Origin of the sequence: Aquimarina aggregata (assembly GCF_001632745.1) — a bacterium.
Taxonomy (GTDB): domain Bacteria; phylum Bacteroidota; class Bacteroidia; order Flavobacteriales; family Flavobacteriaceae; genus Aquimarina; species Aquimarina aggregata.
The window spans coordinates 573,126-586,224 of record NZ_LQRT01000002.1; the positions used below are offsets into that span (position 1 = coordinate 573,126).

General features: G+C 29.9%; 8 protein-coding genes. 4 read left to right on the forward strand and 4 right to left on the reverse strand.

All coding sequences use genetic code 11. The annotated features are described in order from the left end of the window. Positions 1-62: 62 nt before the first annotated feature. On the reverse strand, positions 63-2,501 hold the full coding sequence (locus AWE51_RS04300) for an outer membrane beta-barrel family protein (protein ID WP_066309944.1): 2,439 nt from the start codon (positions 2,499-2,501) through the stop codon (positions 63-65). 254 nt (positions 2,502-2,755) lie between these two features. Here AWE51_RS04300 and AWE51_RS04305 point away from each other — a divergent pair, with 254 nt between their 5' ends. Beyond that, positions 2,756-3,892, forward strand: coding sequence for a sensor histidine kinase (locus AWE51_RS04305; RefSeq protein WP_066309946.1), 1,137 nt, complete (start codon positions 2,756-2,758; stop codon positions 3,890-3,892). Continuing rightward, positions 3,889-4,626, forward strand: coding sequence for a LytR/AlgR family response regulator transcription factor (locus AWE51_RS04310; RefSeq protein WP_066309950.1), 738 nt, complete (start codon positions 3,889-3,891; stop codon positions 4,624-4,626). The genes AWE51_RS04305 and AWE51_RS04310 overlap by 4 nt, the downstream gene beginning before the upstream one ends. A gap of 64 nt (positions 4,627-4,690) precedes the next feature. On the opposite strand, the gene AWE51_RS04315 is transcribed toward AWE51_RS04310, so the two are convergent. The 3 genes from AWE51_RS04315 to AWE51_RS04325 form a co-directional block, all read right to left on the reverse strand. Then, positions 4,691-6,259, reverse strand: coding sequence for a M28 family peptidase (locus tag AWE51_RS04315; RefSeq protein ID WP_066309952.1), 1,569 nt, complete (start codon positions 6,257-6,259; stop codon positions 4,691-4,693). A gap of 120 nt (positions 6,260-6,379) precedes the next feature. Then, complete coding sequence (locus AWE51_RS04320; RefSeq protein ID WP_066309960.1) at positions 6,380-7,084, reverse strand: LytR/AlgR family response regulator transcription factor; 705 nt, start codon at positions 7,082-7,084, stop codon at positions 6,380-6,382. Next, a complete protein-coding gene (locus AWE51_RS04325) occupies positions 7,081-8,283 on the reverse strand; it encodes a sensor histidine kinase (protein WP_232517336.1) in 1,203 nt (400 codons plus the stop codon). The genes AWE51_RS04320 and AWE51_RS04325 overlap by 4 nt, the downstream gene beginning before the upstream one ends. Before the next feature lie 206 nt (positions 8,284-8,489). Between AWE51_RS04325 and AWE51_RS04330 the strand changes: the two genes are divergently transcribed. Then, positions 8,490-9,368: an ABC transporter ATP-binding protein gene (locus AWE51_RS04330; RefSeq protein WP_066309962.1), complete on the forward strand. Its 879-nt coding sequence runs from the start codon at positions 8,490-8,492 to the stop codon at positions 9,366-9,368. Positions 9,369-9,432: 64 nt separating this feature from the next. Next, complete coding sequence (locus tag AWE51_RS04335) at positions 9,433-13,059, forward strand: ABC transporter permease/M1 family aminopeptidase (protein ID WP_066309966.1); 3,627 nt, start codon at positions 9,433-9,435, stop codon at positions 13,057-13,059. Positions 13,060-13,099 lie beyond the last annotated feature (40 nt).

The following is a 13,099-nucleotide window of genomic DNA, read 5'->3' on the forward strand; positions in this document are numbered from 1 at the left end:
AGTTATAGATGTGATTATAATTGAATCTGAAGTATCAATGTTTTACTTTATAACTTTATAGATTATTCTTGTATTCGTGATTTTTCTTCGTTGGCATTCGTATTTTGTTTAGTGGACCTCACTTTTTTATTACCAAAAGTATAAGAATAGCTCAGTCTAAAAATTCTTGAATTTGTTGATTCTGGTGAATACTCAACATCGAATATATTATTATATGCTTCGGTTGTTAAAGTACCTATTTTTGATTTAATCGTAATACTTTCTAAAACATCTGTAATTGAGAACTGCAGAGTGCTACCATTTTTAAATTCTTTTTTTACCCCCATATTTAATGAACCAAAGCCAAAAACTTTAGAGCTTCCGTTAAAGTGATTTGATGTATACCACCCTGATAGTTCAAAAGAAAGTTGTTTAGGGAAATTGATAGTTTGATTTCCGTTTAGATTAAAATGAATGTAATCATGTGTAAAAGGTTGAGGAGTATGCAAAATTTTAAATTCTCGTAGACCTATTGTACCGTTTAAATTTAGATTAAACCAATTATTAAATTTAAATGGTTTATTTATTTGAAAATCAAGACTATTTTGATATTGCAGATTTTGAGGTGCGATAACTGCTAAATCGCTAATAGGATCTTCTTCTACTTGAAAACGAGCAATAGGGTTATCTTCATTTGTAAATGCAATAGAATAATTAGTAGACTTATATGTGTAACTTAAGCTTACCGTGTTTGATATTGCAGGAAGTAATTGAGGATTCCCACTAAAAACCGAAGTAGGAGAGTTGTAACTTAGATACGATGCTAAATCAGAATAATTTGGACGTGTAATGCGTTTTGTATAAACCAAATTAATATTTTGAGTATCAGATATGGTTTTTGTCAGGAAAACTGAAGGAAATAGTTTTCCGAAATTGCGATCCAGAGAAGTGTCATCAAAAGAACGTTTCCAATATTCATAACGCATACCAAATTGTGCAGTTATTGTTGTATTGATTTTGTGATTTAAAATACCATACGTTGCAGCTATTGTTTCATCAATTTGACGATTGCTAATAAATCTATCATCGATAATAAACTCATTATTTTCTAAAATTTCAATTCTGGCTTGATTTTTAGTTTTTGATAAGGATCCTTTTATACCCATTTCTAAATCAAAATTATTATTGATTGTCTTTTTAAAATCAGCTTTTAAAACTCCAATTTTAATATCGGTTTCATTGATACCACGATTTTCAGTATTATAGATATCATTGTCAGGGATAAATTCTTCTCCGTTTTCATCTAAGTATGTACTTTTTACCAGATTTGGTGTTTTGTTATTATAGCTTATATAATCTGCAGATAGCCCTATGGTTGATGTTTTTTTCTTAGTCTCAAAAAATACTGAATTTGTAAAATTATTCCATTTACCTTGTCCACGCAACAAAATTTGAGCTTCTAAATACGGATCTGTTTCAAAATCGTAAAACCCCTGATTATTTGTAATTATTGTTGGGTTTGCATGGTTTACTAAGATGTTTGCTCCAAAGTATGTATTTTCATTAACAATATATTCAATACCAGCTGTGGCATTATGACTACGATTTAATTGTTCGGTTTTACTAGAGAAAGAAATAAAAGTAGTTCCTCCAAAAGTGGGATTTTCTGTAGAACCAATACCGGACCATTGACTAAAAGTATCATCATAAGAAAAAGAATACGTTGCATATGTATTAAACTTTTTGTGACCATGATGTAAAGAAAAACTAGTAGTTTGCTTAGGACCTATGCCATAACCGCTAGTTGTATTAAAAGTGCCTCGGGTGCCTAGTGTTTCATTTTTTATAAGAACAATATTTATTATTCCTGCTGTACCATCTACATCATACCGAGCAGATGGATTTGTGAGCAATTCAATTGATTTTATGTTATCGGCATTCATACCGCTAAGCATAGTAATAAGATCTGCAGTAGGCATTCGCATTGGTTTTCCATTAATCATTATAGTCGTACCTGATTTTCCGTTCAAAGAAAAATTGTTATTTCTTTGATCTAATATCACTCCCGGAGATCGCTCTAGTACTTGTAATGCGTTACTTCCTTTGGTTAGTACACTCTGTTGTACGTTAATTATATTTCCTTCTTTAGTTTGTTCAATTAATTTTTTTTTAGCAACGATAGACACTTCACTTAAACTAGTAGCTTCTTCTAAAAGTGTTATTGTGGGAAATTGTTTTATGCTTTCTATATCCGATACTGTGAATGGTTTGGATACCCATGTTTGATAAGAGAGTAGACTTACTTGTAGTACGTAAGTTCCTGGTTTAATGTCGTCAATTTTAAATTTACCATCATCATTTGTAATAGTACCTTTATATAAGGTGTTGGAGTTAGAAGCAAATAACATAGTATTTGCAAAAGGAATTGGCATTTCTGACTGATTGAGAATACGGCCTGATACTTGACCATGACTTGAAAAAGTAAATAATAAAATAATTAGCGTAAAGAAAATTTTGCACATATGAATTGTTTTGTAGGCAATTACTTTAAAAAAATATGCATCAAAAAATCAATATGCTTAGATGTATCGTATTATTGATAACGGGTTTTTAGTAAACATTATTAGGTCTAGAGTTAATAATTTCAGTAATAAAAATAGGATATTTGGCTATTCTAACCTTTTGTCAATAAAATACAACCACTTATCAAGTTTAATCACAAAAACTATAAGAGAATGTAGTAAGATTTGTACTTTGTAGATAACAATAAAGAGCTATGTCTGATTTTATAGGAAAAACCCTAATCGAAACTATAACTAAATATAAAGGTCATCATATTGCTTTTTGGGCTATATATCATTTTGCTTGGTGGTCTATTTATACCGGAAGTATTTGGGGAGTTTTAGAAACGTTTGAACAACCTTATAGTATTGTGAAATATCTTGGATACGTGATATTTCAGGCTTTTGCAGTTTATTTTTGTTTGTATGTTCTGATACCACGTTATCTAGAAAAACGCCAATATTTGATATTTGTGGGGTTATTAACCTTAACAATAATTGTTACATCAATTTGTATAAGTACGAACTATTATATAAGTGGATGGATTGCAGGAAAATCAACATATGAACTTTTTAATATACATCCAGCTTCATTTGTTACAATTTTTAAACAAAATGCGTTTCCTTCTTCTGTGGCTGCTATGACACTAGGAATGAGTATTAAACTTGCCAAAAACTGGCAAGAATCTCAAAAACGCCAACAGATATTAGAAAAAGAGAAATTAGAAACAGAACTTAAGTTTTTAAAATCACAATTTAACCCTCATTTTTTGTTTAATACTATTAATTCAATTTTTGTATTGATAGATAAAAACACAGAAATGGCATCAGAATCATTAGTTAAATTTTCTGGTTTACTACGGTATCAGCTATATGAATGTAATACAAGTACTATTCCTTTAGAAAAAGAACTTTCTTATATAGCAAGTTTTATGGAGCTTGAAAGTTTACGGCAAAATGAAAATTTTAATCTGGAAACGGTATTTCCTCAAACACTTGATAAAGATTTAGTAATCGCGCCTTTCATCTTAATACCATTTATTGAAAATGCTTTTAAACACCTTTCTGAAGACAAAAAACTAAAAAAATGGATTAGATTAACTATTAACGTATTAGGTAACGAATTGATTTTTAATCTCACTAACAGCGCAAATTATGATGTTCGGGATTATCAATTAAATGAAAAAATGTATGGTGGTTTAGGATTAAAAAATGTACAACGCCGTTTAGATATTTTATATCCGGATAATTTTACATTATTAATTTCTAAAGATGAAGATGCCTACGCTGTTCAATTAAAACTAAATTTACAAGTAAAGCCTGATGTACAACTAAAAAGAATTACAGCATGATTAAATGTCTTGTAGTAGATGACGAACCCTTGGGAAGAGAGTGTATCATAAATTATATCAATCAAGTTGATTTTCTTACTTGCGTAGGAAGTTGCACAAATGCACTAGAAATTAATACGGTATTAGATCAAGAAGATGTCGATTTACTTTTTTTAGATATACAAATGCCTATTATGAATGGGCTAGAATTCTTAAAAATGACATCAAAAACACCTATGACAATTCTAACTACAGCATACCCAAATTATGCGTTAGATGGATTTGATCTTGATGTTTTAGATTATTTATTAAAGCCAATTACTTTTAATCGGTTTTTTACTGCAGTGACTAAGGCTAAAAAACAACATCAACTTACAGAGAATAGTAATACTCAAAAATTAATAAAAGAAGAAGAGGATTGTTTTTTTATAAAATGTGATGGCAAATATGAAAAAATATATTTAAATGATATTTTGTTTGTAAAAGCAATGCAGAATTATGTTATTATTCAAACAAATAGAAGGAAATATGTAAGCCTTTTGTTTCTTAAGAATGTCGAAGAAAAATTAAATTCGACAGATTTTATTAGAGTTCATAAATCCTACATAGTTGCTCTTTCAAAAATAGATACTATAGAAAACCATGAAATACAAATTAAAACTTTTAAAATACCGGTAAGTCGTAATTATAAGAAAACGGTATTTCCAAAAATTTTGGGAAATAAGTTATGGAGTGGGGGAACAAATACAATATAAATAACAACAAAAAGAGTTGCTTTAGTATCACAACTCTTTTGTATATAAATATAAAATTTGTTTGCTATTTGACTTCAGCTTTATCTGCAACAATACGTTTTTCACGATTTGCTATTTCCCAGGCAGTATAAAATACCAATCTTGTTCGGTTTTCTAATAAATCATACTGGATTTTATCTGGAGTATCGGTTGGTTTATGATAGTCAGCATGTGTTCCATTAAAATAAAATATAATTGGAATATTATTTTTGGCAAAATTATAATGATCAGAACGATAGTAAAAACGGTTAGGATCATTTTCATCATTATAAGTGTAATCCAATTCGATATTCATGTATTTCGCATTCATTTCTTCAGAAATTGTATGCAGTTCTGTACTAAGCTTATCACTTCCAATTAAATATACGTAGTTTCTATTTTCGCTTTTACGTTCTGGATCAACTCTACCAATCATATCAATATTTAGATCAGCTACAGTGTTTTCTAAAGGAAATATTGGATCAATATCTGTATAGTGACGTGATCCTAATAATCCTTTTTCTTCTCCTGTTACATTTAAAAATAAGATAGAACGTTTAGGACCATTACCATCCTTAACCGCTTTAGCAAAAGCTTCTGCAATTTCTACCACTGCAACCGTACCAGAACCATCATCATCGGCACCATTGTATACTTCTCCATCTTTAACACCTTCATGATCTAGGTGCGCAGATATAACAATAATTTCATCAGGCTTTTCTGATCCTTTAATAAATGCAGCTACATTTTCTGAAGAAATTTTATCAGAATTATTTTTATAGTTAAGACTCATATCGGTTGCAACGATACTACTCTTACCATTTGTATCAATATCATTGACTAAACTTTTGGCAAGATTAGTACCTACAACAAAAAAATATGAAGTTTCTACTTTACCTGGTAGGGACATGATTCCAGAAGCATTTCCAAAACGACTGGCAACCATATCATATACTTCTGGGTAATAAAATAAAACGGCTTTAGCTCCTTTAACTTTTGCAATATCTCTTTTGTTTGCAAACTGTTGTCTCATATTAGACCATTTAGAGGCCTCTGTAGAACCAGAAATTGTATATGTACCATCCTCGTTTTTTGGTTCTCCTGATTTTATAAGTACTACCTTATCTTTTACATCGATATCAGTATAATTAGAATACTTTGGGTCATCGATACCAAAACCTGCATAAACAATTTCTTTTGTAGTAATCTTCCCCGTTCCAGCTGTTGCCACAGAAACTAAATCTTCAACATATTTAAAATCTTTACCATTTACAGTCAAAGTTACATCTGGAGTGTTTATGATATCAAGAGGAACTTCTTGAAAGTAATTTCCATCTGCTTTTGCTGCCGGGATTCCGTATTTAATGTAATGATCTTTTAAGAAATTAATTGCTAATTTTTGTCCAGGTTTTCCTGTTTCTCTTCCTTGAAATTCATCAGAAGCATAAGTATATAATGCAGTTTTTAAATCTTCTGCAGTTATTGTATTAGCATAAATTTTAGGATCATTTGCTTTTTTTGGCGTTTCTTTAGATGCCTGACTTGTTGTTTTCTTTGCAGTACCACAAGCCACAATAAATAGTGCTATTACAATACCTGAAAGTAATTTTCTCATAATAAAAAATGTGTAAATAATAAATGTGTATGGTCGTAAAAGTACAAGAAAATATATGGCTTTGTGTTAATCGATTGCAAAAATTAATACCGTATTTAAAATGTGCTTATAACGTAATTATTATTTAAGTAATTCCATAACCTTTATTTTATACATTTTACCGATAGGCACAATAGCATCACCAATAGAAATCCGATTTCCTTCTATACTTTTAATATGTTTTCTAGCAACAGCAAAGGATTTATGCACTTGTAAAAAATCATCATCTGATAGCAAAACCAAAATTTCTGAAATTTTTTCACGTATGGTTATTGTTTCGGCTATTGTGATAACTTTGGCATAATTACCTGCTGCCTCAATATATTGAATATCATCTACACTAATCTGAATGTATTTTTTATTCTGTCGAAGAAAAACACTTTTACTCGTAGAGTTTGTAGTATTTGTGGCAGTGACAAAGTTTTTTTCTTTTGGAGAAGTACCTATGGTCTTATTCATGGCTTTTAAGAAGCGTTCAAAACTAAAGGGCTTAAGTAAATAGTCTATAATATTAAGTTCGTATCCTTCTAAAGCAAATTCACTATATGCTGTGGTCACAATAACTTTTGGAGGGTGGGGAAGCGTTCTTAGAAAATCGAAACCTTTTAGTTTTGGCATATTAAGATCTAAAAAAATTAATTCTACCTCATTTTTACTTAAATATTCAAAAGCTTCAAGAGCATCATAGCAATTCTTCATTAATTTCATGTTAGGCAAAAGATCGCAATAACGTTTAATAATACCATGTGCTATGTGTTCATCATCTATAATTATGTATCTGATCATTTTAATTGTAATGTTAATTGTGCTTTGTATAAATTTTCAATCACAGTAAAAGATAAGGAATGTTTATGGGGATATACGAGTTCAAGTCTTCGTTTTAAGTTTTGTAATCCAATTCCTTTTTCAGAAGTAACTTCTGCGGGATCAAAGTTATTTTCTATACTAAAATCTATCTGATTTGAAGTGCTACTGATTTGAATATTGATATAAGCTTCTTTTCTTAGATTTTCAATACCATGTTTAAATGCATTTTCTAAAAGTATTATAAATAATAAAGGCATAATAACAGATGTTTTATCTTTTACATTATAATCAAAATTTACTTTTGTCTGTTTATGATAGCGCATTTTATGCAATTCTATATAGTTCTTTAGGTACTCTATTTCTTGTTCTAGTGTAACAAAATCACGTTGTCCTTCATAAATACTATAACGCATCATGTCAGACAATTTTAGAATCAGTTTTTGAGCTTTTTGTTTGTCTTCTTCAACCAATCCATATAAATTATTCAAGGTATTAAAAAAGAAATGAGGATTTACTTGACTTTTTAAATGTAACAACTCGGTTTTTTTCTTTTCATTTTTTAAGTCGATTATCGATTTAATTTGTCTAATTAACCAACTTATAAAAAACACAATAATCATAAAGAATATCATAGGAAATAGTAGGTCCATTACCAACTCATCATTTTCCAGGAGTACTAAATTACCTTCAGAAGTGGCCTTTGTCTCAAATGTATATGAGATAATAAATACTAAAACTGTGCTTATGTGGATTATTAAAGACCAGAAAGAAAATTTAGAAATACTCCATGAGCGTATGATGTTTTTTCCTTTTTTGATACTTCTATGGTACATAAATAGGAATGCAATTATTGACAATAGTGCTAAAGTGAATAATATGCTTATAAGAGCATGTGTAGGGTCGGCTTCAAGAATTCCAATTAGATAGAGTATGCCCATTAAAATTGAAAGCCATTTAGTTTCCTTACCAGTAAGTTTTCCAAAGTCTTTGATATAATTTTTATAGGTTAAAAACCAAAATATCAATAAATAGCCAATTAAACTAATAGCCATCATCATCATCAATGTTCCTGCAAATTTTATATTTAATTTGATTGCAAATGCTCCTGTTATTAGAAAAAACAAGAAGAGAAAAACAGTAATAAAAACGCGATTATAATTTTCTTTTAGTAAGGCCATAGTTCAATATTACTTGATAAAAATGGTACTTCCAAACAAGTTGACAAACAAACGATATCTAGGTATAAACGTTCATAAAAATGGCATGAAATCACTTACTCGTCATTAGATTGTTTTATATCCTAATTAGTAAATAGTTAATCACAATTATTTAGACAGTACTCATTATAGATATAAGTTTGATCAAAACAAAAATCAATCAAAATATGAACAGTCTGCTAATTTCTAACCTATCAAAGACATATGCCAATGGTGTCAAAGCTTTAGACAAGGTATCCTTAACTATTCCCGTAGGTATGTTTGGATTATTAGGACCTAATGGTGCTGGTAAATCTACATTAATGAGAACTATCGCTACATTACAAGAACCAGATCAAGGTTTAATCACCCTTGGAGAATTAAATGTACTAACTCAAAAAAATGAAGTTCGTAAAATTTTAGGATACTTACCACAAGAATTTGGCTTGTATCCAAGGGTGTCTGCCAAAAGTTTATTAGAACATCTAGCCGTACTTAAAGGTATTTCTAACAGAAAAGAACGAAAAGAAATCGTAGAGGCACTATTGTATAAAACAAACCTTTATACAGATAGAAACAAGAATTTAGGAGGATTTTCGGGAGGTATGAAGCGACGTTTTGGTATTGCGCAAGCATTATTAGCTAATCCAAAACTGATTATTGTAGATGAACCAACAGCAGGACTTGATCCGGCAGAGCGAAATCGTTTCTATAACTTATTAAGTGAGCTTGGTGAAAACACTATCGTAATTTTATCTACACATATTGTAGATGATGTCAAAGAGTTATGCCCTAACATGGCAATAATTAATAGAGGTAAGGTTCTCTTACAGGGCAGTCCGTCAAAAACTATTGCTGATATTCAAGATAAAGTATATGCTAAAACAATAGAAAAACAACAAATTAAACAGTATAAAGAGGAGTATAATGTTATTGCAGAAAAATTGTTATCTGGAAAACCTATCATACATATTTTAAGCGATACTGATCCCAAGGATGACTTTGTCCCGATAAAAGCAGAATTAAGCGACGTGTATTTCTCACAAATCTTTGCCAAAACTGAGTAATCTTATAATGGCATTCTAAACTATTTTTTTAATACTTCTTTTCTAATAAATACAAATCAGTTTTATGTGGTACGAAATATTCAAATTTGAACTTAAATACAGAGCTAAACGACCAGATACTTATATATACTTTGGTATTGTTTTCTTGTATGCAATCATTGCTGTAGATTTTCTTTTTGAAGGTAATTTGGATCCCATTCAGAGAAATGCACCTATTGTAATTGCAAGAACTATGGGTATTATCTCTGCTCTTTTTATGATGATTACTTCGATGATTATGGGGGTAGCGGCTTTAAGAGATTTTGATCATCGTATAGCGTCTTTAATTTTCATTAACCCAATTAATAAAAAGGATTATTTGTTAGGTAGATTTTTAGGCTCTTTAGTAATTTTACTCTTCATTTTTAGTGGATTACTTGGCGGTATGATCTTAGGAGATATTATGCCATGGGTAGATCAAAATACTATTTTACCCTTTAATTTCTGGCATTACTTTCAACCTTTTATTTGTTTAGTAGTACCTACACTTTTTTTTGGAGGAGCTATATTTTTTGTAACCGGGGCTTTAAGTCGCAAATTAATTGTTGTCTATACCCAAGGTATCTTTTTTCTAATGATATATCTGCTTACTATTAATTTGGCTAAAGATTCAGATTATAATCTATTTACCGCATTTATTGACCCATTCACTTTTCAAAACATTAGTATAACAACTCAATTTTGGAGTGTTGCTGAGCGTAATTCATTAGTAATACCATTTGAAGGGATTTTAATGTATAATCGTTTGTTTTGGATAACTATCGGGATTATATCATTAATTATTGGGTATTATAAGTTTAAATTTACAGTGATAAGTGATAAAATTAAAAAACAACAAGCTTTGATCACTTTAGATGTTACTAAGGAGATAGTAGATCACTATAATAATGTTAGACTTCCTTCTTTAACTATGAATTCAACAGAAGGTATAAAGTTTAAAACTACACAACTACTAACACAAGCCCTATTTAACTTTAAATCTATTATTAAAGGCCTTCCTTTTTGGACAATTGTGCTTTGTGCTTTGGGGATAATTCTCTTAAGTTCTTTTGATTTAGGAACTTCTTTTGGAGTTGATAGTTATCCTACTACCTATATTGTGATTGGTGAATTGATAGAAAATACAGTACTGTTTTTTTTGCTCATCATTATATTTTATTCAGGAGAACTAGTTTGGAAGGATAGAGATAATAATATAAATGGTATATCAGATACTTTACCTATATCAGACTTTGTCAATTTATCGGCTAAGCTTATTGCACTTTTATCGGCTACGACTATATTGATATTTATTATTATAAGCTCTGGTATTATTTTTCAAACTGCAAAAGGATATTATAATTATCAACTTGACCTTTATTTTATAGGTTTTTTTGTCGAAGTTTTTCCTTTCCTTTTTCTACTAAGTATTATATGTTTCTTAATTCAAGCTCTTTTGAACCATAAGTTTTTGGCACATATAATAGTTGTGACATTTATATTCGTTTCGACAATTTTACTCAATATTTTAGGTTACGATCATGGGTTGTATTCTTTTGGAGGTTCTGATTTAGGTGCATATTCAGATATGAATGGTTATGGCCATTTTATTGAACCTTTTATTTGGTTTAAAATATATTGGATTTCATTTTCTTTAGTACTCTTTATTTTTGCAGCACTAATTTCGATACGTGGAGCTGAAACAAATATAATATCCAGATGTAAGGTTGTTAAAATAAGATTAAGCAAACGGCTAAAAATATTAACTATAATTTGTGTACTTGTTTTTGGCATCTCTGGAGTGTATATATTCTACAATACTAATATTTTAAATATATATTCAACTACAGCTACAGAGAATATTCACAGAGCTGAGTACGAAAAAAACTTAAAAAAATATGTTTATTTAAAACAACCTAAAATTGTCGACATTAATTTAGTAATTGACTTATATCCAAGTAAAAGAAGTTTCGAGGCCAAAGGGTATTTTATATTAGTCAATACACATGATCTTTTAATCAATGAAATTCATGTTCAAAAAAAACCTCAAGAACAAATAAACTTAACGTATGTAGATTTTGAAGGTGGGTATAATCTTAATACTAAATATGAAACATATGGTTATCATATTTACGAACTTCATAAACCCTTAAAGCCTGGGGATTCTATTAAAATGAAATTTAAACAAGATTATGTTAACCAAGGTTTCACAGAGAAATCTAATACGGACATTGTTTATAATGGTACTTTTTTTAATAATTTTTATTTTCCGACAATAGGGTATAATGATAACATAGAATTAGATGATGATAAGGAGCGAGAAAAACATAATCTGAAGCCAAAAATTAGAAGAGCAAAAATAAACGATTCCAGAGCGTTGCTTCAAGGTAGGTCTGGAGGTGATGGCGAAGAAATTAATTTTGAAATTATCATTGGTACCGAAAGTGATCAAATTGGTGTTGCGCCGGGATATCTGCAAAAAGAATGGATAGATGGTAATCGCAAATATTACCACTATAAAATGGATAAACCCATGTCAAATTTTTATTCGATACTTTCTGCAGAATATCAAGTCAAAAAAGATCAATGGAATTCATTAAATACAGATGAAGCGGTAGATCTTGAAATATATTATCATAAAGGTCATGAATATAATTTGAATAGAATGATGAATGGCATGAAAAAGTCATTCGATTATTTCACAAAACATTTTAGTCCATATCAATACAAACAAATGCGGATAGTAGAATCTACTAGTTACAAGAAAAGGGCACAATCATTTCCGAATATTGTTCCTTTTTCAGAAAGTATTGGATTTATAATGGATATTAACGATGAAGAAGATGTAGATATGCCTTTTTATATTACTGCTCATGAAATGGCTCACCAATGGTGGGGGCATCAAGTTAATCCTGCCGATGTACAAGGAAGAGGAATGCTCTCAGAAACACTAGCGCAATACGCGGCAATAATGGTACTAAAACAAGAATATCCAGAAGAAAAAGTACGGCAATTTATAGAGACTGAAAGAAAGCGTTATCTAAAAGGTAGGGCAGCAGAAAAAGGACAAGAAATGCCACTATATTTGGTAGAGTCTGGGCAAGAATATATCCATTACGGAAAGGGAGCTTTAAACATGTATGCTTTTCAAGATTATATTACAGAAGACAGCGTTAATATCGCTTTAAAACGTTTTATAAGAGATTGGGATAGTTTTGAAGGGATTAAAAAGAAGAACACAAAAAACTATCCTACTACTTTAGAATTATTAAAATATTTTAAGGAAGTAACCCCCGATAGTATGCAATATGTTATAAATGATCTCTTTGAAACTGTTACTTTATATAGTAACAGAGTAAAGAAAGCCAATTTCAAGAAGGTTTCGGATAAAAAATACGCTGTAAATATAACGATCGAAGCACAAAAATATAAAGTTGATAGTTTAGGGATAAAAGTTCCGATTGGTATTAATGACTGGATAGATATAGGTATTTATACAGAAGACAATGGCTATAAGGAAATTACATACTTACAAAAACATAAAATCACAAATAGAAATACAGTATTACAAATTTTAGTGGATAAAAAACCCGTAAGTGCAGGGATAGATCCTAAACATATACTAATAGATAAAAATGTAGATGATAATGTGATGCATTTAACCGAAAAATAATGATATATATACCCTACAATCATTTTAATTGACTGCAGGG

What these genes read in the sequence shown, in the direction of transcription:
- AWE51_RS04300 (WP_066309944.1), bottom strand. Translation starts at nt 2,501, where the DNA reads ATGTGCAAAATTTTCTTTACGCTAATTATTTTATTATTTACTTTTTCA.
- AWE51_RS04305 (WP_066309946.1), top strand. Translation starts at nt 2,756, where the DNA reads ATGTCTGATTTTATAGGAAAAACCCTAATCGAAACTATAACTAAATAT.
- AWE51_RS04310 (WP_066309950.1), top strand. Translation starts at nt 3,889, where the DNA reads ATGATTAAATGTCTTGTAGTAGATGACGAACCCTTGGGAAGAGAGTGT.
- AWE51_RS04315 (WP_066309952.1), bottom strand. Translation starts at nt 6,259, where the DNA reads ATGAGAAAATTACTTTCAGGTATTGTAATAGCACTATTTATTGTGGCT.
- AWE51_RS04320 (WP_066309960.1), bottom strand. Translation starts at nt 7,084, where the DNA reads ATGATCAGATACATAATTATAGATGATGAACACATAGCACATGGTATT.
- AWE51_RS04325 (WP_232517336.1), bottom strand. Translation starts at nt 8,283, where the DNA reads ATGGCCTTACTAAAAGAAAATTATAATCGCGTTTTTATTACTGTTTTT.
- AWE51_RS04330 (WP_066309962.1), top strand. Translation starts at nt 8,490, where the DNA reads ATGAACAGTCTGCTAATTTCTAACCTATCAAAGACATATGCCAATGGT.
- AWE51_RS04335 (WP_066309966.1), top strand. Translation starts at nt 9,433, where the DNA reads ATGTGGTACGAAATATTCAAATTTGAACTTAAATACAGAGCTAAACGA.